General features: G+C 68.1%; 19 protein-coding genes. 10 read left to right on the plus strand and 9 right to left on the minus strand.

From position 1 onward, the window contains the following. Positions 1-5 precede the first annotated feature (5 nt). Positions 6-977, plus strand: coding sequence for a tripartite tricarboxylate transporter substrate binding protein (locus JHD82_RS14130; protein ID WP_013800220.1), 972 nt, complete (start codon positions 6-8; stop codon positions 975-977). A gap of 44 nt (positions 978-1021) precedes the next feature. On the opposite strand, the gene gatB is transcribed toward JHD82_RS14130, so the two are convergent. Genes gatB through gatC form a run of 3 tightly spaced genes read right to left on the minus strand, consistent with a single transcriptional unit; the run spans position 1022 to position 4322 of the window. Next, a complete protein-coding gene (gene gatB, locus JHD82_RS14135) occupies positions 1022-2467 on the minus strand; it encodes an Asp-tRNA(Asn)/Glu-tRNA(Gln) amidotransferase subunit GatB (RefSeq protein ID WP_012202290.1) in 1446 nt (481 codons plus the stop codon). Positions 2468-2473: 6 nt separating this feature from the next. Continuing rightward, positions 2474-3970, minus strand: a complete 1497-nt coding sequence (gatA, locus tag JHD82_RS14140; RefSeq protein WP_013800221.1) for an Asp-tRNA(Asn)/Glu-tRNA(Gln) amidotransferase subunit GatA — start codon at positions 3968-3970, stop codon at positions 2474-2476. Between the two features lie 52 nt (positions 3971-4022). After that, positions 4023-4322 carry an Asp-tRNA(Asn)/Glu-tRNA(Gln) amidotransferase subunit GatC gene (gatC, locus tag JHD82_RS14145; protein ID WP_012202292.1) on the minus strand — a complete coding sequence of 100 codons (300 nt, stop codon included), beginning with the start codon at positions 4320-4322 and terminating at the stop codon, positions 4023-4025. 212 nt (positions 4323-4534) lie between these two features. Between gatC and JHD82_RS14150 the strand changes: the two genes are divergently transcribed. The 4 genes from JHD82_RS14150 to mrdA all read left to right on the plus strand — a co-directional run bounded on the left by JHD82_RS14150 (position 4535) and on the right by mrdA (position 9407). Continuing rightward, positions 4535-5578 (plus strand): rod shape-determining protein, encoded by a 1044-nt coding sequence (locus tag JHD82_RS14150; protein WP_012202293.1) that lies wholly within the window; start codon positions 4535-4537, stop codon positions 5576-5578. A 184-nt stretch (positions 5579-5762) separates the two neighbouring features. After that, positions 5763-6833 (plus strand): rod shape-determining protein MreC, encoded by a 1071-nt coding sequence (gene mreC, locus JHD82_RS14155; protein ID WP_199137073.1) that lies wholly within the window; start codon positions 5763-5765, stop codon positions 6831-6833. Next, complete coding sequence (gene mreD / locus JHD82_RS14160; RefSeq protein ID WP_012202295.1) at positions 6830-7348, plus strand: rod shape-determining protein MreD; 519 nt, start codon at positions 6830-6832, stop codon at positions 7346-7348. The genes mreC and mreD overlap by 4 nt, the downstream gene beginning before the upstream one ends. Before the next feature lie 13 nt (positions 7349-7361). Then, a complete protein-coding gene (mrdA, locus tag JHD82_RS14165; protein ID WP_012202296.1) occupies positions 7362-9407 on the plus strand; it encodes a penicillin-binding protein 2 in 2046 nt (681 codons plus the stop codon). Positions 9408-9475: 68 nt separating this feature from the next. Here mrdA and JHD82_RS14170 read toward each other — a convergent pair whose 3' ends face one another. The 5 genes from JHD82_RS14170 to JHD82_RS14190 form a co-directional block, all read right to left on the minus strand. Continuing rightward, positions 9476-10234: an amino acid ABC transporter ATP-binding protein gene (locus tag JHD82_RS14170; protein ID WP_012202297.1), complete on the minus strand. Its 759-nt coding sequence runs from the start codon at positions 10232-10234 to the stop codon at positions 9476-9478. After that, the gene (locus tag JHD82_RS14175) at positions 10231-11013 is read right to left on the minus strand and encodes an amino acid ABC transporter permease (RefSeq protein WP_012202298.1); all 783 of its coding nucleotides are present in this window, start codon (positions 11011-11013) and stop codon (positions 10231-10233) included. Before JHD82_RS14175 ends, JHD82_RS14170 begins: the two co-directional genes overlap by 4 nt. 65 nt (positions 11014-11078) lie before the next feature. Further along, a complete protein-coding gene (locus tag JHD82_RS14180; RefSeq protein WP_013800225.1) occupies positions 11079-11849 on the minus strand; it encodes an ABC transporter substrate-binding protein in 771 nt (256 codons plus the stop codon). 257 nt (positions 11850-12106) lie between these two features. Then, positions 12107-12865, minus strand: coding sequence for a TSUP family transporter (locus JHD82_RS14185; RefSeq protein ID WP_013800226.1), 759 nt, complete (start codon positions 12863-12865; stop codon positions 12107-12109). A gap of 297 nt (positions 12866-13162) precedes the next feature. Next, on the minus strand, positions 13163-14191 hold the full coding sequence (locus JHD82_RS14190; RefSeq protein ID WP_233174737.1) for an NAD(P)-dependent alcohol dehydrogenase: 1029 nt from the start codon (positions 14189-14191) through the stop codon (positions 13163-13165). Between the two features lie 99 nt (positions 14192-14290). Here JHD82_RS14190 and JHD82_RS14195 point away from each other — a divergent pair, with 99 nt between their 5' ends. Continuing rightward, positions 14291-15214 (plus strand): LysR family transcriptional regulator, encoded by a 924-nt coding sequence (locus JHD82_RS14195; RefSeq protein ID WP_012202302.1) that lies wholly within the window; start codon positions 14291-14293, stop codon positions 15212-15214. Here JHD82_RS14195 and JHD82_RS14200 read toward each other — a convergent pair. Then, positions 15211-16938: a GMC family oxidoreductase gene (locus tag JHD82_RS14200; protein WP_199137075.1), complete on the minus strand. Its 1728-nt coding sequence runs from the start codon at positions 16936-16938 to the stop codon at positions 15211-15213. The two genes, JHD82_RS14195 and JHD82_RS14200, sit on opposite strands and share 4 nt — an antisense overlap. A gap of 321 nt (positions 16939-17259) precedes the next feature. On the opposite strand from JHD82_RS14200, the gene JHD82_RS14205 reads away from it, so the two are divergent. The 4 genes from JHD82_RS14205 to JHD82_RS14220 all read left to right on the plus strand — a co-directional run bounded on the left by JHD82_RS14205 (position 17260) and on the right by JHD82_RS14220 (position 21037). Continuing rightward, a complete protein-coding gene (locus tag JHD82_RS14205) occupies positions 17260-18390 on the plus strand; it encodes an ABC transporter permease (protein WP_012202304.1) in 1131 nt (376 codons plus the stop codon). Continuing rightward, the gene (locus tag JHD82_RS14210; RefSeq protein WP_012202305.1) at positions 18390-19193 is read left to right on the plus strand and encodes an ABC transporter ATP-binding protein; all 804 of its coding nucleotides are present in this window, start codon (positions 18390-18392) and stop codon (positions 19191-19193) included. Before JHD82_RS14205 ends, JHD82_RS14210 begins: the two co-directional genes overlap by 1 nt. A 198-nt stretch (positions 19194-19391) precedes the next feature. Next, positions 19392-20354, plus strand: coding sequence for an MlaD family protein (locus JHD82_RS14215; RefSeq protein ID WP_012202306.1), 963 nt, complete (start codon positions 19392-19394; stop codon positions 20352-20354). A 14-nt stretch (positions 20355-20368) separates the two neighbouring features. After that, positions 20369-21037 (plus strand): ABC-type transport auxiliary lipoprotein family protein, encoded by a 669-nt coding sequence (locus tag JHD82_RS14220; protein ID WP_199137077.1) that lies wholly within the window; start codon positions 20369-20371, stop codon positions 21035-21037. Positions 21038-21531: the final 494 nt, after the last annotated feature.

Genomic DNA, 21531 nt, shown 5'->3' on the forward strand with positions numbered 1-21531 from the left:
ACACCATGAAACAGATCATTCTGGCCGCCGCAGCCTGCGCGGCCGCCGCCTTGGCCATGCCGGCCAGCGCCGCCTATCCCGACAAGCCCATCCGCCTGGTCGTGCCCTTCCCGCCCGGGCAGGCCACGGACATCTTTGCGCGCGCGCTGGCTGAAAAGCTCGCCCAGAAGCTGGGCCAGCCGCTGGTGGTGGAGAACAAGGCCGGGGCCGGCAGCAACATCGGCAGCGAGCAGGTGGTGCGCAGCCCGGCCGACGGCTACACGCTGCTCGTGGCCGGCAGTGCCATGGCCGTGAACCAGACGCTGTACAAGAAGGTCAACTTCGACCCGCGCACCGACCTGGTGGGCATCACGCTGATCGCCAAGGTGCCGCTGGTGTTCCTGGCGCACCCGGGTGCTGGCATCCAATCCATGAAAGATCTGGTGGACAAGGCGCGTGCCGAGCCGGGCCGCTGGAACTACGCCAGCGCCGGCATCGGCGGCACCCAGCACCTGAGCGCCGAGATGGTCAAGGCGCGCGCCAAGATACAGATAGAGCACATCCCCTACAAGGGCAGCGGCCCCGCGCAGGCGGACTTCGTGGGCGGCCAGGTGCCGCTGATGGTGGACTCGGTGACGGCCGCCCTGCCGAATATCCAGGCGGGCAAGGCGGTGCCGCTGGGTGTGACCTCCAGCGCCCGCTCCAGCCAGCTGCCCGAGGTGCCGGCCATTGCCGAATCGGGCCTGCCCGAGTTCCGGGGCTTCGAGGCCGTGGGCTGGCTGGGCCTGATGGCCCCCAGGGGCACGCCGCAGGAAGTGATCGACCGGCTCAACCGCGAGGCCGTGGCCATCCTGCGCAGCCCCGAGATGCGCAAGTTCATCAGCGATCGGGGCTCGGAGGCTGCGCCCACCACGCCCCGCGAGATGGATGCCTTCGTGGCCTCCGAGATCACGCAGTGGGGCCAGGCCGTACGGCAGTCGGGCGCCTCGGTGGATTGAGGCAGGCGCCCCCCGGAGCGCGTGGGGGCGCCCGCTGCGGCCGGTCAGGCCAGCTTGGCCTTGAGCAGCTCGTTGACCTGCGCCGGGTTGGCCTTGCCCTTGGAAGCCTTCATGACCTGGCCGACCAGGGCGTTGAAGGCCTTGTCCTTGCCTGCGCGGTACTGCTCCACGTTGGCCGGGTTGGCGGCGATCACCTCGTCGATGATCTTCTCCATGGCGCCCGTGTCGTTCATCTGCTTGAGGCCCTTGGCCTCGATGATGGCATCGACATCGCTGCCTTCACCGCTCCACAGCGCCTCGAAGACCTGCTTGGCGGCGTTGTTGGAGATGGTGCCGTCGCCGATGCGCTGGATCAGCGCGGCCAGCTGGGCGCTGGAGACCTTGGCGGCCTCCATGCCGATTTCCTCGGTGTTCAGGCGGCGCGAGATCTCGCCCATGATCCAGTTGCTGGCCAGCTTGGGCGCATTGCAGGCCCGGGCCGTGTCCTCGAAGTAGGCGGCCATGGCCTGGCTTTGCGTCAGCGTGGTGGCGTCGTACTCGGGCAGGGCGTACTGCTCGACAAAGCGCGCGGCCATGGCGCGCGGCAGCTCGGGCATGTCGGCCCTGACCTGTTCCACCCACTCGGGCGCGACCACCAGCGGCGGCAGGTCCGGGTCGGGGAAGTAGCGGTAGTCGGCCGCATCTTCCTTGGTGCGCATGGAGCGCGTCTCGCCCGTGTCGGGGTCGAACAGCACGGTGGCCTGCTGGATGCGGCGGCCGTCCTCGATTTCCTCGATCTGCCAGCGGATCTCGTAGTCGATGGCCAGCTGCATGTTCTTGAAGCTGTTGAGGTTCTTGATCTCGCGGCGCGTGCCCAGCGGCTGGCCGGGCTTGCGCACGGAGACGTTGGCGTCGCAGCGAAAGCTCCCTTCCTGCATGTTGCCGTCGCAGATGCCGATCCAGGTCACGATCTGGTGCAGCGTCTTGGCGTAGGCCACGGCTTCTTCCGTGCTGCGGATGTCGGGCTCGGTCACGATCTCCAGCAGCGGCGTGCCGGCGCGGTTCAGATCGATGCCCGACTGGCCGATGAAGTCCTCGTGCAGCGACTTGCCGGCGTCTTCCTCCAGGTGGGCGCGCACCAGGCGGATGGTCTTCTTCTCGTCGCCGAGGAAGAAGGACACCTCGCCGCCCTGGACCACGGGAATCTCGAACTGCGAGATCTGGTAGCCCTTGGGCAGGTCGGGGTAGAAGTAGTTCTTGCGCGCGAAGATGCTGCGCGGCGCAATGTGCGAGCCCAGCGCCAGGCCGAGCCGGATGGCGCACTCGACGGCCTTTTTGTTCATCACCGGCAGCGTGCCGGGCAGCGCCATGTCCACGGCGCAGGCCTGGGTGTTGGGCTCGGCGCCGAAGGCGGTGCTGGCGCGGCTGAAGATCTTGGACTGGGTGGCCAGCTGGGCGTGGGTCTCGAAGCCGATGACGACTTCATAGCCCTGGATGAGTTTCGCGGTCATGGGGTATCAGATGCCCTTCGGAGCTTGAAGGTGGAAGTCGGTGGCCTGCTGGAAGCGGTGGGCGGCGTTGAGCAACTGGCCTTCCTTGAAGTAGTTGCCGATCAGCTGCAGGCCCACGGGCATGCCGGCCTCGCCAAAGCCAGCGGGCACGCTCATGCCGGGCAGGCCGGCCAGCGATGCGGGCAGCGTGAAGATGTCGGCCAGGTAGTTGGCCAGCGGGTCGCTCTTTCCGCCCAGCTGCCAGGCCACGGTGGGCGCGGCGGGGCCGGCGATCACGTCGCACTGCTGGAAGGCGGCCTGGAAGTCGTCGGCGATCATGCGGCGGATCTTCTGCGCCTGCAGGTAGTAGGCGTCGTAGTAGCCCTCGGACAGCACATAGGCGCCGATCATGATGCGGCGCTTGACCTCGTCGCCGAAGCCTTCGGCGCGGGTCTTCTTGTACATGTCCACCAGGTCCGTGTAGTCCTTGGCGCGGTGGCCGAACTTCACGCCGTCGAAGCGCGACAGGTTGGACGATGCCTCGGCCGGGGCCAGGATGTAGTACACGGGAATCGACAGCTCGGTGCGCGGCAGCGAGATCGGCACCAGGCGGGCGCCCAGCTTCTCGTATTCCTTGAGCGCGCCATCCACGGCGGCGCGCACGTCGGCCGACAGGCCTTCGCCGAAGAACTCGGCGGGGATGCCGATGCGCAGGCCTTCGATGCCGTCGTTCAGGCGGGCCGTGAAGTCCTCGGCGGGCACGTCCAGGCTGGTGGAGTCGCGGTCCAGGTCGGGGCCGCACATCTCGGACAGCAGCAGGGCGCAGTCCTCGGCGCTCTTGCCCATGGGACCGGCCTGGTCCAGGCTGGAGGCGAAGGCGATCATGCCGTAGCGGCTGGCGCGGCCATAGGTGGGCTTGATGCCCGTGATGCCGCAAAACGATGCGGGCTGGCGGATGGAGCCGCCCGTGTCGGTGCCGGTGACGGCGGGCGCCAGGCCGGCGGCCACGGCCACGGCCGAGCCGCCCGAGGAGCCGCCGGGCACGCGGTCCGTGTTCCAGGGGTTGCGCACGGGCGCGGGGGCGTCGAAGCCCACGGGCGCGATGGCCGAGTTCTCGTTGGCCGAGCCCATGGCGAATTCATCGCAGTTGAGCTTGCCCAGCGTCACGGCGCCGGCCTCGGCCAGGCGCGTCACCACGGTGGCGTCGAAGGGCGAACGGTAGCCGGCCAGCATCTTGCTGGAGGCCGTGGTCGGGAAATCGCGCGTGACGAAGATGTCCTTGTGCGCAATGGGCACGCCAGCCAGGCGGCCGCCCTTGCCCTGGGCAATCAGGGCGTCGGCAGCGCGGGCCTGGGCCAGGGTGGCCTCTTCGTCGATGCTGACGAAGGCGCCCAGGTTCTGGTGCGCCTGGGCGCGGGCCAGGAAGTGCTGGGCGGCTTCGACGGCGCCGAGCTTGCGCTCGCGCAGCAGGGCCGACAGGGCCGACACGCCGAGCGTGTGCAGATCAGTGGTTTGCTGGGTCATGTATGGGGTGCGGAAAACGGGGACGGATGCCAGTGACGAGGGCGCGCGGCGCTTACTCGATCACCTTGGGGACCAGGAACAGGCCGCGCTCGACGGCCGGTGCGCTGCGCTGGTTGGCGTCGCGCTGGTCGGGCTCGCTGGCAATGTCCTCGCGAAGACGCAGGGCAATGTCCTGGATGGCGGCGACCGGATGTGACAGCGGGCTGACGCCTGAAGTATCCACAGCCTGCATCTTCTCCACGATGCCGAAAAAATCATTGAGCTGGCCTAGCATGCGCTCACTCTCGGTGGAGGAGAGCTCAAGTCGTGCCAGGTTCGCGATGCGTGCGATGTCTTGTGCGTTCAGTGCCATAGGATTTTTGAAGGGGGCAACGGGATGTAAACCCGTATTTCAAGCCCCGGCAGTAGAAGTTATTCACAGGGGATACGGTATTATCTCGGCTTTGCCGCAATACCCTCTCCGAGCCGGTCATTGTGCGAAAAGCCAACCCCATCCAGACTCCCTAACTTTCATCCCGGCGATGGCAGGCCGACGAGCATGCCGTGCCTGAGAGGACTCTCGTAATGTTCGGAGCTTTCCGTCGGTATTTCTCCACCGACCTTGCCATTGATCTTGGCACAGCCAACACCCTGATTTTCGCCCGCGACAAGGGCATTGTTCTGGACGAACCCTCCGTTGTCGCCATCCGCCACGAAGGCGGGCCGCACGGCAAGAAGGTGATCCAGGCGGTGGGCCGCGAGGCCAAGGCCATGCTGGGCAAGGTGCCCGGCAACATCGAGGCCATCCGCCCGATGAAGGACGGCGTGATTGCCGACTTCGTCATCACGGAGCAGATGATCAAGCAGTTCATCAAGATGGTGCATCCGCGCTCGGTGCTCACGCCCAGCCCGCGCATCATCATCTGCGTGCCCTGCGGCTCCACCCAGGTCGAGCGCCGCGCCATCAAGGACGCGGCCGAGGCGGCAGGCGCCACCTCCGTCTACCTGATCGAGGAACCCATGGCTGCCGGCATCGGCGCCGGCCTGCCGGTGTCCGAGGCTTCGGGCTCCATGGTGGTGGACATCGGTGGCGGCACCACCGAAGTCGGCGTGATCTCGCTGGGCGGCATGGTCTACAAGGGCTCCGTGCGCGTGGGCGGCGACAAGTTCGACGAAGCCATCATCAGCTACATCCGCCGCAACTACGGCATGCTGATCGGCGAGCCCACGGCCGAGTCCATCAAGAAGAACATCGGCTCGGCCTTCCCCGGCTCCGAAGTCAAGGAGATGGAAGTCAAGGGCCGCAACCTCTCCGAAGGCGTGCCGCGCAGCTTCACCATCTCGTCCAACGAGGTGCTGGAAGCCCTGACCGATCCGCTCAACCAGATCGTCAGCGCCGTCAAGAACGCGCTGGAGCAGACACCGCCCGAGCTGGGCGCCGACATTGCCGAGCGCGGCATGATGCTCACCGGCGGCGGCGCGCTGCTGCGTGACCTGGACCGCCTGCTGGCCGAAGAAACCGGCCTGCCCGTGCTGGTGGCCGAAGAGCCGCTGACCTGCGTGGTGCGCGGCTGCGGCATGGCGCTGGAGACCATGGACCGCCAGGGCAGCATCTTCACCAGCGACTGATGCGGCGCAGGCCGGGGCCCGTTGTCGCGGGCCCGGGGCCGCAGCCGTCTGACTGCAACGATTTTTCTCCCCCTTCCGTGGTGACCTGCATGCTTGCCCTGCCTTCCTTCGCACCGGGACCGGCCCGTGCTTTCCAGGCTGCAGCAAGTGCGGCAGGGCAGGCCCTGCCACGCGGGAGGGCCGCATGAATCCCAATACCCTGGACCACTCGGCGCCCTCGCTGTTCAAGCGGCGGCCCTCGCGGGTCTCGCAACTGGCCCTGTACAGCGCCCTGGCGCTGTTCCTGATGGTGGCCGATGCGCGTTTCAGGATCACCGATCCCGTGCGCGTGGCCGTGGCCACCGTGCTGTACCCCGTGCAATGGGTGATGCTCAAGCCGGTGCAGGCCGTGCACGACGCCAGCCGCTACCTGGGCTCGCTGGACGATGCCCAGGCCCGCGAACAGGCCGCGCGCAAGGAACTGGTGGCCATGGCCCAGCGTGCATCGCTGGCCGACGAGCTGATCCAGGAAAACGACCACCTGCGCGAGCTGCTGCAGCTGCGCGATCGCCTCACCACGCCCGGCACCGCTGCCGAGGTGGTCTACGACAGCCCCGACCTCTATACGCGCCGCGTGGTCATTGACCGCGGCCAGGTGGATGGTATCGACCAGGGCTCGCCCGTGCTCGATGAAAAGGGCGTGGTCGGCCAGGTCACGCGCGTGTATCCGCTGCGTGCCGAAGTCACCCTGCTCATCGACCGCGACCAGGCCATTCCCGTCTTCAACCCGCGCACCGGCGCGCGCAGCGTGGCCTATGGCGATCCGTCGCCGCTGCGCACCGGCGGCATCGAGCTGCGCTTCATGCCCAGCAATGCCGATGTCCAGGAAGGCGACCTGCTGACCACCAGCGGCGTCGATGGCCTGTACCCGCCGGGCCTGCCCGTGGCCAAGGTGGTCTCGGTGGAGCGCCGCGCCGACTCGGCCTTCTCGCGCATCTACTGCGAGCCCGTGGGCCGCGTGCAGGGCGTGCGCCACGTGGTGGTGCTCAAGCCGCTGGACCGCGCCACCCACCCCGAGGCGGAAGGCGCCGCCGAACCCCTGCGCGCCGGCAAGGGCAAGGAAAAAGACAAGGGCAAGGAAAAAGACAAGGCCAAGGACGGCAAGGGCAAGGAAGCCTCCAAGGACGGCAAGGCCGGGAAGACAGATGCACCGGCCACGCCTGCAGCACCTGCTGCTCCCGCCGCACCCGCCTCCTCCAGGAAGGAGCCCGCATGATCATGCCGCGCGGCCAGCAGCTGCTGCTGCCGGTCAACCCCCTGTTCATCGTCGTCAGCCTGCTGGCGGCGCTGGCACTCAACATGCTGCCGCTGGGCCGCCAGGCCTGGCAGCCCGACCTGCTGATGGTGCTGCTGGCCTTCTGGGCGCTGAACCAACCCCAGCGCGTGGGCATGGGCGTGGCCTTTTTGCTGGGCCTGTGCATGGATGTGGACCGCTCCTCCCTGCTGGGCCAGCATGCGCTGGCCTATGCGCTGCTGGTGTTTGCGGCCGGCGCCATGGGCCGGCGCCTGTCCTGGTTCTCCACGCCCGTGCAGGCGCTGCACCTGCTGCCCCTGTTCGCCGTGGTGCATGGCCTGCAGGTGCTGCTGCGCATGCTGGCCGGCGGCATCGTGCCCGGCCCGCTGGTGGTGGTGGCCCCCCTGATCGAGGCCCTGCTGTGGCCCCTGGTCAGCGGCCTGCTGCTGGCGCCGCAGCGCCGTCCGCCGGACAGTGACGAGAACCGTCCTCTGTGAGGCTTGACGCGTGATGGAAATCCGCAATACAGAAGCCGAGCTGCAGCGATTCAGGCTGCGCACATGGGTGATGAGCGTGGTGGTGCTGCTGGCCTTCGGGCTGGTGGTGGCGCGGCTGCTGGTGCTGCAGGTGCAGCGCCATGAGGAGCTGGCCGAGCGCGCCGAAAGCAATCGCACGGCCGTGGTGCCCATCGTGCCCAACCGGGGCCAGATCCTGGACCGCAACGGCGTGGTGCTGGCCACCAACTACTCGGCCTATACGCTGGAGATCATGCCCTCGCGCGCGGGCAACCTTGAAGAGACCATCGACGGCCTGGCCGAGATCGTCGAGATCACGCCGCGCGACCGCCGCAAGTTCAAGCGCCTGGTGGATGATTCCCGCAGCTTCGACTCCCTGCCCATCCGCACGCGCCTGACCGATGACGAGGTCGCGCGCTTCGCCGCGCAGCGCTACCGCTTCCCGGGCGTGGACATCAAGGCGCGGCTGTTCCGCACCTACCCCATGCAGGACACGGCCAGCCATGTCATCGGCTACATAGGCCGCATCAACCAGCGCGAGAAGGAAGCACTGGAAGACTCCGACGACGCCGCCAACTACCGGGGCACCGACGTCATCGGCAAGCTGGGCGTGGAGCAGAGCTACGAAACCGACCTGCACGGCCAGACCGGCTGGGAAGAGATGGAAACCTCGGCCGGCGGCCATGCCGTGCGCAAGCTCGGCAGCCGCCCCGCCACGCCGGGCGACAGCCTGGTGCTGTCGCTGGACATCAAGCTGCAGCGCATGGTGGAGGAGCTGTACGGCGACCGCCGTGGCGCCCTGGTGGCCATCGATCCGCGCAGCGGCGAGCTGCTGGCCATGGTCAGCCGCCCGACCTTCGACCTGAATCTCTTCGTCGATGGCATCGACCAGGAAAGCTGGGCCGCGCTCAACGAATCCATCAACCGCCCGCTGCTCAACCGCGCGCTGCGGGGCACCTATCCGCCGGGCTCCACCTACAAGCCCTTCATGGCGATTGCCGCGCTGGAGTCGGGCAAGCGCCGCCCCGACACCACCATCATGGACAACGGCAGCTGGACCTTCGGCGGCCATACCTTCCGCTCGGGCCACCCCAACGGGCCGACCAATCTGCGCCGCTCCATCATCAAGTCGTCCAACGTGTACTACTACATGCTGGCCAACGACATGGGCGTGGACATGATCCACGACTACATGAAGCCGCTGGGCTTCGGCCAGATCACCGGCATCGACGTGCGTGGCGAGGCGCGCGGCGTGCTGCCCAGCACCGAGTGGAAGCGCAACACCTACAAGCGGCCCGAGCAGAAGAAGTGGTACGCGGGCGAGACCATCTCGCTGGGCATCGGCCAGGGCTACAACAACTTCACCATCCTGCAGCTGGCCAACGCCATGTCCACGCTGGCGGCCAAGGGCGTCAAGCACCGGCCCCACCTGGCCGTGGGACGTGTCGATGCCGTGACGCAGCAGTTCTCGGCCATCAACAAGGACCCCGGCACCAGCATGGGCTACAAGCCCGAGAACGTGGAAGCCGTGCGCGCCGCCGTGGCCGCCGTGACGGTGGAGGGCACCTCGCGCGGCATCTTCGGCAACGCGCCCTACACCTCCACCGGCAAGACCGGCACGGCCCAGGCCGTGGGCGTGCGCCAGAACGAGAAGTACAACGCCTCGCGCCTGTCCGAGTTCCAGCGCGACCACTCGCTGTACATCGCCTACGCGCCGGCCGACAACCCCACCATCGCCGTCGCCGTCATCGTGGAGAACGCCGGCTTTGGCGCCGCCGCCGCCGCGCCGCTGGCACGCCGCGTGTTCGACTACTGGCTGCTGGGCCGCTACCCCAGCCTGGAGGACATGGCCGCCATGCGCAAGGGCCAGGCCGGCGTGCCCATAGGCGCCCCGCGCCGCGTCTCCGAAATCACGCTGGACGCAGAAACCGTGAACCTGCCCGGCCTGCCGCGCTACGAGCCGCCCGAGGCATCGGCGCCCGTGGCATCCAACCGCGCTGCCGCTCTGCCGCCGCCGTCTGCTGGCGAGCTGGAGGATTGAGAAAGCAAAAGAGCCGGCATTGCCGGCTCTTTGTTTTCTTGAGCAGCCTGCGTGCGCAGGCCCAGGCCTCAATGCCCCATGCGCCCGATGAACGCCGCGATCCGCTCGCTGGCCGGGTTGCCGAAGAACTCGGCCGGTGGGGCCTCGTGGGCGATGCAGCCCTGGTCGAAGAACATCACGCGGTCGGCGACCTCGCGGGCGAAGCCCATTTCGTGGGTGACCACGATCATGGTCATGCCGCCGCGTGCCAGCTCGCGCATCACGTCCAGCACTTCCTGGACCATCTCCGGGTCCAGCGCGCTGGTGGGCTCGTCGAACAGCATCACCTGCGGCTCCATGGCCAGGGCGCGGGCAATGGCCACGCGCTGCTGCTGGCCGCCCGACAGCTGCCACGGGTACTTGTGGGCATGGGCCTGCATGCCCACGCGCTCCAGCAGGGCCATGGCCTTGGCATTGGCCTGGGCGCGCGGCGTCTTGTGGATGCGGCGCGGCGCCAGGGTCACGTTGTCCAGCACCGTCATGTGGCCGAACAGATTGAACTGCTGGAACACCATGCCCACTTCGCAGCGCTGCTTTTGCAGCGTGGCTTCGTTGTCGGTGACTTCGACGCCGTCGATGGTGATGCGCCCGCCATCGTGCGGCTCCAGCCGGTTGATGGCGCGCAGCAGCGTGGACTTGCCCGAGCCCGAGGCGCCGATGATCACCGTCACCTCGCCCGTGCAGAACTGCGTGGAAACGCCCTTGAGCACCTGGTGGCTGCCGAAGGACTTGGTGACCTTCTCGGCCACGATGTAGGGCATGCCCCGTGCCAGCTTGTCGGCGCTCATTTGTGGCGGCCCTCCACGTCGAAGCGGTACTCCACGGCAGCCGTGACCTGGGTCACCAGCGTGGTCAGCACCAGGTAGGTCACGCCCACGGTGACCAGGGTCTCCACGGGCTGGAAGGTGGCCGACTGGATGCGGTTGCCCACATTGGTCAGCTCCACCACGCCGATGGCGTACGCCAGCGACGAATCCTTGAGCAGGGCCACGAAGTTGCTCACCAGCGGCGGCAGCGAGATCTTGAAGGCCTGCGGGAACACCACGTCCATGAAGACGCAGATGCGCGGCAGGCCCAGGGCGCGTGCGGCCTCGGCCTGGCCGCGCGGCACGGCCTGCAGGCCGGCGCGCACGGCTTCGGCGTTGTAGGCGCCCACGTTCAGCGCCAGTGCAATGCAGGCGGCTGCGAAGTCGGGCAGGTTCAGGCCCGGGATCAGCACCGGCAGCGCGAAGTAGATGAACAGGATCTGCACCAGCAGCGGCGTGCCGCGGATCGCCCAGACGTAAAAGCCCGCGGCCCAGCGCAGGGCGGCCGTGCGCGAGGTGCGCGCCAGCGCGGCGGCGATGCCCAGCACCAGGCCGGCGGCGCCGCTGACCAGCGTCAGGTACAGCGTGGTGCGCGCGCCTTCGGCGAAGGTGTCGGCATTGGAGCCTATGGGCTCGGGCAGCAGGGACAGCAGTTGCCCCAGCAGCGAAACCACGAGCACCATCAGCAGCAGGGCCGTGACCAGGGTGGCGTTGCTGCGCTGCGAGCGGCTCCAGTGGGCGGGCCAGAGGACGGTAAGCATAGGTGGGCTAGAAACAAAAAGGCGCCCTGCAAGTGGGCGCCGGTCGGGCAGATCTGCCCGGGGCCTCAGTCAGGGCAGCGGATGTCTTCGTGGAAGTATTTCTGCGACAGCTTGGCGTAGCTGCCGTCGGCCAGGGCTTCCTTGAAGGCCTTGTTCCAGGCATCGGCCAGCGACTTGTTGTCCTTGGCCACGGCGGCGGCAATGCGCTCGACCAGCAGCAACTCGCCCTGCTTGAGCTGGGCATTGGGGTTCTTTTGCTGCAGTTCCTTGGCGATGAAGCGTTCGGTCACCCAGGCGTCCACGCGCTTGGACAGCAGCGCATTGCGGGCGGCCTCGTTGGTGGGGAAGTTGACCAGGCGCTTGATGCCGGGCAGGTTCTTCTCCATGTACTGCATATAGGTGGTGCCGGTCTGCACCGACACCGTCTTGCCTGCCAGGTCCTTGGCCGAGCGGATGGCCGGGTCCAGCGACATCACGATGGCGCCCGAGCAGTAATGGGGCTGGGTGAAGGTCACGGCCTTCTCGCGCTCGGGCGTGATGCCGTGCGAGGAGATCACCAGATCCCAGCGGTCCTGCTGCAGGCCGGTGAGCAGGGCGTCGAAGCTGATGGTCTTCCACTCGTACTTCACGCCCATCTTGGCGGCCATCATCTGGGCCAGCTCGACTTCGAAGCCGGTCAGCTGCTTGCCCTCGAAATGGGCGAAGGGCGCGTAGTAGCCCTCGGTGGCCAGGCGAAGCGTGCCTTCCTTCTGGATGGCGTCGAAGGGGCGGGCCTGAACGCCGGCGGCGGTCCACAGGGCCAGCGCGGCGGCGGCGATGACGGTAAAGCGTTTCATGGAACTCCTGGGCTGTCGCTCAAGACCTGACCCCGGCGCCGCAGCATGAAGAAAGCGCCAAGGCCAAGGCACGCATCAGTGCGTGGGCCATGGACGGCGGGGCCGGTTTTTTGCGGCTGGTCGGCTGGTCGGGTACGGCCGCTGGCAGGGGTGCGACATGCACCAGCCGCCGCAGCTCAAGGCGAAAAGTCGGCAATTATAGAAGGTTGCCGTCGCCAACGCCGATGGCAGGTGTTGCGAACGCCGCTGGCCCGTGCTCAGGCGATGAAGGCGTCGTAGCCGGTCTTGAGGATCAGCAGGCTCACCACGCCGATGAAAATGCCGCGCACAAAGCCCGTTCCATGGCGCAGGGCCATGTGCGTGCCCAGCATGGCGCCCAGCACATTGGCCACCGCCATGGGCACGGCCAGGTGCCACCAGATATGGCCCTTGAGCGCGAACAGCGCCAGCGCCGCCAGGTTGGTGGCCATGTTCAGCAGCTTGGCCGAGGCCGATGCGTTCAGGAAGTCATAGCCCATCAGCCGCACGAACAGGAACACGAAGAAGCTGCCCGTGCCGGGGCCGAAGAAACCGTCGTAGAAACCAATCACCAGGCCGATGGCGCAGGCGATCAGCGTCTCGGCGCGGCCCGAATAGTGCGGCGTGTGGTGGCGGCCCATGTCCTTGCGCGCCAGCGTGTAGACCAGCACGCCCAGCAGCACCAGCGGCAGCAGCCGGCGCAGGAAATCGGGGGAGATCTGCGTGACGGCCCAGGCGCCCGCAAAGGAGCCCGCCATGCCCACGCAGGCCGCCGGCATCATCGCGCGCCAGGGCAGCTGCACCTTGCGGCCGTACTGCCAGGTGGACATGGCCGTGCCCCAGACCGAGGCGCTCTTGTTGGTGCCCAGCAGCGTGGCGGGCGGTGCGGTGGGGAAGGTGGCGAACAGCGCGGGCAGCAAGATGAGGCCCCCGCCGCCCACGATGGCGTCCACGAAGCCGGCCAGCATCGAGGCCAGCGAGACGATGATCCATTCCATAGGGCGGCGATTGTCGCACCGCCCAGGTGCCGCAGCAGGCTGGCCGCAGGCATAAAAAAAGCGCCGGACTTGCCGGCGCTCTGGGAAATGCATCTTGAGATGCTATTTATGAATGTTGATCTGGTTGTGTACGAGTTGTCTCCTCGGCCCCTCTTGTGCAGCACTGTGGTGCCGCGAGAGTGGGTGGACTTTAATGGTCGCACCTGGGTGGTGCATCGGGGATTTCCCGCAGTTACCGCAAAAGTGCGGGATTGCACCAGCAAAGGGCTGGAGCGATGATTGTCGGTTGCCGGACGTTCAGCGCATGCGCAGCACCAGCTTGCCGAAAGCACCCCGCTCCAGATGCTCCAGGGCTGCCGGCAGATCGGCCAGCGCGTATTCGCTGTCGATCACAGGTTGCAGCTTCAGCCAGTCCACGGCACGCACCAGATCCTGCAGCGCACGCCGGTGTGCCACGCCGATGCCCTGAACGGTGGCGCGCCCCAGCAGCAGCGGATAGACCGAGCCGCGCAGCTCATCGCCCTGCAGATTGCCGATCACCGACACGCGGCCGCCCTGTGCCAGGGCCGATAGCGAGCGGCCGAAGTTATCCCCCCCGGCCAGTTCCAGCACATGGTCGGCACCACGCCCTCCCGTGAGGGCGCGCACTTCGGCGGCCCAGTCGGGCGTGCGGTGGCGGTGGATGCCGTGGTCTGCACCCAGCTGCGCAGCCCGCGCCAGCTTGTCGTCGCTGCCCGAAACCACCACCACGCGCGCACCCTGCGCATGGGCAATCTGCATGGCGAACAGCGCCACGCCGCCCGTGCCCATGATGACCACGGTGTCGCCGGGCCGCGTGGGCGCGGACTCGGCCAGCGCGAACCAGGCGGTTGCGCCCGCGCACGTCAGGGTGCTGGCCTGCGCAAAGTCCAGCTGAAGGGGCGAGGCGACCAGGTTGTCTTCGCCCAGCACCACGTATTCCGACAGCATGCCCGGCCCGGGCGAGCCCAGCGGCAGGCTGGTGCGCGGCTGCACGCCGTCCTGCCAGCCGGCGAAGAAGGTGCTGATCACGGTGTCGCCAACCGCGAACTCCGCGACGCCCGGGCCGAGGGCGACCACCTCGCCAGCCATGTCCGAGCCGGGCACCAGGGGCAGGGCCGGCACCATGCCCATGCCATCGCGCAGGATCAGCAGATCGCGGTAGTTCAGCGATGCCGCATGCACGCGCACCAGTACCTGGCCCCGCCCGGGCTCGGGAATGGGTACTTGCACCAGCTGCAGGTTTTCATGGCCCAGAGCGGGCAGTTGCCATTGCTGCATGAATGGGGAAGACGCAGGCACGGTCATGGAAGGCGGTCCTTTCGAGGCAGGTATCAAACAGGACTTCAGTCTATTGATTCCCTCATAATTGCATTGATTCAATTGAGGCTATGGTTTGTAGAATTTATGGAACCAATTGCAAATGACAGGCTGGCAGGCGTCAGCGCTTTCGTTGCCTCGGCCGAGGCCGGCAGCTTCGCCCAGGCGGCCGAGCGCCTGGGCCTTACGCGCTCGGCCGTTGGCAAGGCCGTGGCGCGGCTGGAAGAGCGCCTGGGCGCGCGGCTGTTCGTGCGCACCACGCGCAGCCTGGGGCTGACCGAGGACGGCCAGATGTTCTACGAGCGCTGCGCGCAGGCGCTGGAGGACCTGGATGCCGCCCGGCACATGCTGGAAGCCGGGCGGCGGGAAGTGGTGGGCCGGCTGCGCATCAGCGCACCCGTGGTCTTCGGCCGCCACCACGTGGCCCCCTTGCTGCTGGAGCTGGCGCAGCTGCATCCGCGCCTGCGCATCGAGGCCAGCTTCACCGACCGCCAGCTGGACTTCGCCGATGACGGCATCGACCTGGCCATACGCAGCGGGGAACTGCCTGACAGCGACTGGCTGGTTGCGCGGCGCCTTGGCATGCAAACCATGGTGCTGTGCGCATCACCCGCCTATCTGCAGGCCCATGGCGCGCCGCGCAGCGTGGCCGACCTGGCCGGGCATCGCTGTATTGCCTATATGCGCAGCGGCCGCGCTGCCCCCTGGTGGCTGGCCGGTGAGGATGGGTCGCTGGCCGCGCCCGTGCTGGAGCCGGCGCTGGGCTTTGACGACATAGAGACCATCGCCACGGCCACGCTGCAGGGCGCGGGCCTGGCCCACATGCCGCTGTGGCGGGTGCGCAGTGCGCTGGACAGCGGAGCGCTGGTGCGCCTGCTGCCCGACGTACCGGCCGCGCGCATTCCCCTGCATGTGCTGTGGCCGCGCACGCGCTTTCTGCCCTACCGGCTGCGCGTGACCATCGATGCGCTGCTGGCGGCGATTCCGCCGCTGCTGCAGGAGCAGTCCTAGGCGGCCAGCGCAACGGCCGGTTCCGTGCTCTCCCGTGCGGTCTCCTGGCCCTGTCCTTGCCGGTCCGCAAGAATCCAGCCGGCGGCCTTCTCCGCCATCATCAGCGTCGGGCTGTTGGTATTGCCGCTGGTGATGCGCGGCATGGCGCCTGCATCGATCACGCGCAGGCCCTGTACGCCGCGCACGCGCAGGCGGCTGTCCAGCACGGCCATGGGGTCGTCGGCGCGGCCCATCTTCGTCGTGCCCACGGGGTGGAAGATGGTGGTGGCGATGTCGCCGGCCAGGCGCGCCAGATCCTCGTCGCTCTGGTACTGCACGCCGGGCTTCCATTCCTCGGGGGCGAAGCGCGCCAGTGCGTTCTGGCCGACGATGCGCCGCGTCACTCGCAGGCTGTCGGCGGCCACCTGCCGGTCCTCGGGTGTGGACAGGTAGTGCGGCGCAATGGCCGGCGCCTGGCGGAAGTCCCCGCTGTGGATGCGCACCGTGCCCCGGCTCGTGGGATTGAGGTTGCAGACGCTGGCCGTGAAGGCCGGAAAGCCGTGCAGCGGCTCGCCGAAGGCGTCCAGCGACAGCGGCTGCACGTGGTACTGGATATTGGGGTGCTCCTGCTGCGGGCTGCTGCGCGTGAAGGCCCCCAGCTGGGAGGGCGCCATGCTCATCGGCCCGCTGCGGCGCAGCAGGTATTCCAGGCCGATGCCGGCCTTGCCCCACAGCGAATTGGCCATGGTGTTCAGCGTGCGCGCGCCCTTGATCTTGTAGACCGAGCGGATCTGCAGATGGTCCTGCAGGTTCTCGCCCACGCCGGGCAGGTCGTGGCGCACGGCAATGCCGTGGTTCTGCAGCAGCGCGCCTGGGCCGATGCCCGACAGCTGCAGGATCTGCGGGGAGTTGACGGCGCCCGCGCACAGCAGCACCTCCTGGCTTGCCTGCACGTTGACCATTTCCGAGCCGGTCCAGACCTGGGCGCCGCTGCAGCGCAGGCCGCCGGCGGGCAGCTGTTCGAACAGCAGCTGGCTGACCTGGGCATGGGTCCACAGCTCGAAATTGGGGCGGCCATAGCAGGTGGGCCGCAGGAAGGCCTTGGCGGTGTTCCAGCGCAGGCCGCCCTTTTGGTTGACCTCGAAGTAGCCCACCCCCTCGTTGCTGCCGCCGTTGAAGTCCTCTGTGGCCGGAATGCCGGCCTGCTGCGCGGCTTCGGCAAAGGCGTCCAGGATGTCCCAGCGCAGGCGCTGCCGCTCCACGCGCCATTCAGCGCTGCCGCCTGTGCCCGTGCCGCCGTGCAGGGCACGAAAGCCCGCATCGGCGTTGCCGCCGGCATCGAGCCGCCAATGGCTTTCATGCTGGCGGAAGGCCGGCAGCACCTGGTCCCAGCGCCAGGCGTCGTCCCCGGTCAGCTCGGCCCAGCCGTCGTAGTCGCGGGCCTGGCCGCGCATGTAGATCATGCCGTTGATGCTGGAGCAGCCGCCCAGCGTCTTGCCGCGCGGATAACGCAGGCTGCGGCCGTTGAGCCCTGCGTCGGGCTCGGTCTGGTAGAGCCAGTCGGTGCGCGGATTGCCGATGCAGTACAGGTAGCCCACGGGGATGTGGATCCAGTGGTAGTCGTCCTTGGCGCCCGCCTCGATCAGCAGCACGCGGCTGCGGCCATCGCGCGAAAGCCGATTGGCCAGGAGGGCGCCCGCCGTGCCGGCGCCGATGACGATGTAGTCGAAGGTGGTGTTGCTCATGGAGATGGGCGGGCGCCCGCTGCGGGCCGGAGCGTCCTTGGGAGCCGGGGTTGGTGCTTCGGCCCATTGTGCGGACGGCATGCGCACTGTCGAGAGGGAAAGCGCGCTGGACTCCTTTTTTTGCAGCATCGCATGCAGCAGTCATGGCTGTCGCGCTGGTTTTTTGATAAAAATTGCACGCGTAGGGCAAAGCTGTCGTGCGCACGGCGTCGCCAGGCAATCTGCGGCCCGCGCCGCTCGGTTATCCTGCGGTCTTGGCTGCAATGCCGCCCGGCCCTGCCCGCGCGCCCCGCCTTCGCAACCCCCAAGGATCTCCCGCACTTGTCTGCCCTCAACAATCCACCCCAATGCAGCCTGCGCCGCGACAACGATGGCCAGTGGGCGTTGCTGACCGGTTCCTGGGGCGCGGCCGAGCTGGGCCGGCGGGCGCAGTGGCGCAAGCTGCGTGCGCAGCTGGCCGATGCCAAGGGCGATGACCTGGGCTGGAACCTCGAAGGGCTGGACTGGCTGGACCACGTGGGCGCGCAGCTGCTGTGGAACCACTGGGGTCGTCGCCTGCCCGCGCGTCTTGCGGCCAGCGATGCGCAGCGCGCCATGCTCGAACGCGTGGGCCGTTTCTCCAAGGAGCCTGCGCCGCCGCCCCCGCGCCTGAACCTGCTGGAGCGCATCGACAGCCTGGGCTGCCTGGTGATCAACGCCTGCGGCCATTTCGCGCAGATGACGCGGCTCATCGGCCAGTTGCTGATCGACCTGCTGCGCTTTGCGCGTGCGCCGCACCGGGGGCCCTGGCGCGACATCTCTGGCCATCTTTACTCCATGGGCGCCACGGCCCTGCCCATCACGGCCCTGGTGGGCTTTCTGATCGGCGTGGTGCTGGCCTACCTGATGGCGCTGCAGCTGCGCCAGTTCGGGGCTGAATCCTTCATCGTCAACATCCTGGGCATCTCGCTGATCCGCGAGCTGGGTCCGCTGCTGGCGGCCATTTTGGTGGCGGGCCGCACGGGCTCGGCCATCACCGCCCAGATCGGCGTCATGCGCGTGACCGAGGAATTGGATGCCATGCAGGTCATGGGCATACCGCACGGCTTTCGCCTGGTGCTGCCGCGCGCGCTGGCGCTGGCCATCGCCATGCCCCTGGTCTCGCTGTGGACCACGCTGGCCGCGCTGGCCGGCGGCATGCTCGCGGCCGACCTCACCATGGGCGTCACGGGCGCCTACTTTGCCGAGGCCCTGCCTGCCGCCGTGAAGATCGGCAACCTCTGGATCGCCATGGGCAAATCCGTGGTCTTCGGCGCCCTCATCGCCCTGATCGGCTGCCACTGGGGCCTGCGCGTGGAACCCAATACGCAGAGCCTGGGCAAGGGCACGACGGCCTCGGTGGTGACGGCCATCACCATGGTCATCGTGGTGGATGCGATCTTCGCCATCTTGTTCAAGGACGTAGGCATCTGATGGCCATGGACACCGAAACCTCCTCCACGCCCGCAGCCGACGAGCCCATCGTGCGCATCGCCGGGCTGTGGAGCGTGTTCGGCGAAGGCGAGAACGCCTTTGCCGTGCACCAGGACCTGGACCTGGATGTGCAGCGCGGCGAGATGCTGTCCATCGTCGGCGGCTCGGGCACGGGCAAGACCGTGCTGCTGCGCCAGATGCTGGGGCTGCTGGAGCCCACCAAGGGCCGTGTCGAAGTGCTGGGCCGTCCGGCCAGCGAAATGGGCCGCGAGGGCGCCGCCAGCCGCGTGGGCATGCTGTTCCAGCATGGGGCGCTGTACTCGGCCTTCAGCGTGCTGGACAACGTGGCCTTCGCGCTGCGCGAGCAGGGCACGCTGCCCGACGATCTGGTGCGCGACGCGGCCCTGGTCAAGCTGCAGATGGTGGGCCTCAAGCCTGAGCATGCCTCGCGCATGCCGGCCGATCTCTCGGGCGGCATGATCAAGCGCGTGGCGCTGGCGCGGGCGCTGATCATGGACCCGCCCTTGCTGCTGCTGGACGAGCCCACGGCCGGCCTCGACCCCACCAGCTCCGACGAATTCTGCGAACTGCTGCGCGAGCTGCGTGCCGAACTGGGCCTGACCGTCATCATGGTCACGCACGACCTGGACACGCTGTTCGCCCTGTCCTCGCGCGTGGCCGTGCTGGCCGAGAAGAAGGTGCTGGTCAGCGGCCCGCCGCGCGAGGTGGCCGAGTTCAAGCATCCGTTCATCGAGCATTTCTTCCAGGGCGAGCGCGGCAGGCGCGCGATGAGCACGGTATGAGAAGCCCCCCTGAGTCGCTTCGCGCCTTCCCCCCTCTCGCTTTGCGGGGGGGGACGACACCCTCGCGGCGGGGCGGCCCTTGCTCGGTGTCCCTTGCCTTGGGGTGCGCCGGTTTTGAAGGCCGCGCTCTGAGTGCTGGCCCTTGGGGCTGTGGCCCCATGCCTTGTTTTGCTGGGCTCAACGTTATGGACCATTGATATGGAAAACAAATCACATGCCATGGCGGCCGGCATTTTCGTGCTGGTCGTGGCGGCCCTGCTGGCGGGGCTGGCGATCTGGCTGACGCGGGATACGCGGCAGTACAACGAGTACGAGCTGTCCACCAAGGACGGCATCAGCGGGCTGCAGGCCCAGGCTGCCGTGCGCTACAAGGGCGTGGCGGTGGGCAAGGTCACACAGATCGGGTTCGATCCGCAGACCAATGGCAACGTGCTGATCCGCATCGCCATCGGTGTGAACACGCCCATCACGCCCACCACGTTCGCCGTGCTGGGCTACCAGGGCGTCACGGGCTTGGCCCATGTGCAGCTCGATGATGCGGACCAGCCTCAGCCCCAGCTGCCCCCGGGCCCCAGCGGCCTGCCGCGCCTGCCGCTGCGCTCGTCGCCGCTGAGCATGCTGGCCGACCAGGGGCAGGTGCTGCTGGAGCGCGCCGATGAAATCTCGCGCCGCCTCAGCGACATGCTGGACACCGACAACCAAAAGCGCGTGAGCCAGGCGCTGGAGAACATTGCGGCCGCTGCCGCAGGCGTGCAGCAGCTCACGCAGAACCTGGACCGCACGCTGTCCACCCAGGTGCCGCAGCTCGCCGCCGACGCCCACAACACCCTGCAGTCGCTGGAGAAGGCCAGCAACGGCGCCTCTGCCGTGGCCTCCGAACTGCAGCAGACCGTGCGCCGCGTGAACGCGCAGGATGGGCCGCTGGAGCAGATCGCCCAAAGCACGCGCGCACTGACCCGCATGGCCGATTCGCTGGGCCGCAGCACGGTGCCGCACGCCAACCGCGCGGCCGACGATGTCTCGCGCGCCGCGCGCCAGATGGGCACGGCGGCCAGCCGCTTCAGCGACAACCCGCAGGCCGTGATCTACGGGCCGGGCCAGGCCCGTCCGGGGCCGGGCGAGCCCGGCTTCGTCGCCCCGTCCGCAGCCACCCAGCCCTGACCCAAGGAACCCGCATGCCCCTATCTCGCAAGACCGCCGTGGCCAGCGCTGGACTGGCCGCCGCCCTGATCCTGCTGGCCGGCTGCTCGGCCCTGCCGCAGCCCCCCGCCCAGCCCGCGCGCTATGACTTCGGCCTGGCGCCGCTGTCCGCGCCCGCGCAGTCCGCCACATCCGCAGCCCCGCAGGCTCGCACGCCGCTGGCGCTGGCCGATGTGGAGGCACCCGCCCTGTCCGACGGCAGCACGGCCATGTTCTACCGCCTGGCCTATGCCAACGGCCAGGAACTGCGCCCCTACCAGCTGGCGCGCTGGAGCCAGCCTCCTGCACTGCTGCTGCAGCAGCGCCTGCGCAGCCAACTGGGCCTGCAGCGCCCCGTGCTCGCCAGCAGCGAAAGCGTGGCCCAGCCGCGCCTGCAGGGTGCCGTGCCCACGCTGCTGCGCGTGGACATCGAAGAGTTCAGCCAAGTCTTCGACGCGCCCGGCTCCAGTGCCGGCGTCGTGCGCCTGCGCGCCACCCTGGTCGAGCAAAGCGGTGCCGTGGACCGCCTGCTGGGTCAGAAGCTGTTCGAGGTGCGCAGTCCTGCCGCCTCCGGCGATGCCGCAGGCGGCGCCCAGGCCCTGGCCAAGGCCACGGATGCGGCCATTGCGCAGATCGATGCGTGGCTGGGGCAGCAGGGGCACTGAGCGGCGGCTGGATTTCCAGCCCATCCATTCTCTTGAGAACGGCTGGTGGGTGCATTGCATCCGCTGGCCGTTTTTTGTTCTCGGGCAATTGGCTCTGCAAGCAAGTGGGGCTTTTTCCGCCCCTGCCGGGTGGTTGCTTTTCGAGGCCGGGTCTCGGCCCGGCAGCCGACTGCCCTTTCTTGATTCGCCAAGAAAGGTCAGATCAAAGAAGGCGACCCGAATGTCCGCGACCCCTTCGCTTCGCTGCGGGGCAACCTGCGCCGTGGCGGCCGCGGGGTTCGCCGTGAAACTCTCTTCGCGCTGCGCGCTACGTTCAAACAATCACTGCGAGTCAGATGACGAAGCAGTCCTGTCCTTCGGCGGGACTGCAACCCCGCAACCGCCACGACGCAGGCGCTGACATACGGGGAAAGGCCGGGTACTCAGGGCAGGGGCGGGCCGCGCCTGACCCAGTGCTTCCCGCGCGTCCGTCAGGGGCTGTAGTCCCGATCCCA

The organism is Delftia sp. ASV31 (genome assembly GCF_016428765.1).
Classification (GTDB): Bacteria; Pseudomonadota; Gammaproteobacteria; order Burkholderiales; family Burkholderiaceae_C; genus Comamonas; species Comamonas acidovorans.

Coding starts and splice junctions, on each gene's coding strand:
- JHD82_RS14170 (WP_012202297.1), bottom strand. CDS start 10,234: ATGAGCGCCGACAAGCTGGCACGGGGCATGCCCTACATCGTGGCCGAG.
- JHD82_RS14220 (WP_199137077.1), top strand. CDS start 20,369: ATGCCCCTATCTCGCAAGACCGCCGTGGCCAGCGCTGGACTGGCCGCC.
- JHD82_RS14130 (WP_013800220.1), top strand. CDS start 6: ATGAAACAGATCATTCTGGCCGCCGCAGCCTGCGCGGCCGCCGCCTTG.
- gatB (WP_012202290.1), bottom strand. CDS start 2,467: ATGACCGCGAAACTCATCCAGGGCTATGAAGTCGTCATCGGCTTCGAG.
- JHD82_RS14180 (WP_013800225.1), bottom strand. CDS start 11,849: ATGAAACGCTTTACCGTCATCGCCGCCGCCGCGCTGGCCCTGTGGACC.
- JHD82_RS14195 (WP_012202302.1), top strand. CDS start 14,291: ATGGAACCAATTGCAAATGACAGGCTGGCAGGCGTCAGCGCTTTCGTT.
- gatC (WP_012202292.1), bottom strand. CDS start 4,322: ATGGCACTGAACGCACAAGACATCGCACGCATCGCGAACCTGGCACGA.
- JHD82_RS14190 (WP_233174737.1), bottom strand. CDS start 14,191: ATGACCGTGCCTGCGTCTTCCCCATTCATGCAGCAATGGCAACTGCCC.
- mreC (WP_199137073.1), top strand. CDS start 5,763: ATGAATCCCAATACCCTGGACCACTCGGCGCCCTCGCTGTTCAAGCGG.
- JHD82_RS14215 (WP_012202306.1), top strand. CDS start 19,392: ATGGAAAACAAATCACATGCCATGGCGGCCGGCATTTTCGTGCTGGTC.
- JHD82_RS14175 (WP_012202298.1), bottom strand. CDS start 11,013: ATGCTTACCGTCCTCTGGCCCGCCCACTGGAGCCGCTCGCAGCGCAGC.
- JHD82_RS14200 (WP_199137075.1), bottom strand. CDS start 16,938: ATGAGCAACACCACCTTCGACTACATCGTCATCGGCGCCGGCACGGCG.
- gatA (WP_013800221.1), bottom strand. CDS start 3,970: ATGACCCAGCAAACCACTGATCTGCACACGCTCGGCGTGTCGGCCCTG.
- JHD82_RS14210 (WP_012202305.1), top strand. CDS start 18,390: ATGGCCATGGACACCGAAACCTCCTCCACGCCCGCAGCCGACGAGCCC.
- JHD82_RS14150 (WP_012202293.1), top strand. CDS start 4,535: ATGTTCGGAGCTTTCCGTCGGTATTTCTCCACCGACCTTGCCATTGAT.
- JHD82_RS14185 (WP_013800226.1), bottom strand. CDS start 12,865: ATGGAATGGATCATCGTCTCGCTGGCCTCGATGCTGGCCGGCTTCGTG.
- mrdA (WP_012202296.1), top strand. CDS start 7,362: ATGGAAATCCGCAATACAGAAGCCGAGCTGCAGCGATTCAGGCTGCGC.
- mreD (WP_012202295.1), top strand. CDS start 6,830: ATGATCATGCCGCGCGGCCAGCAGCTGCTGCTGCCGGTCAACCCCCTG.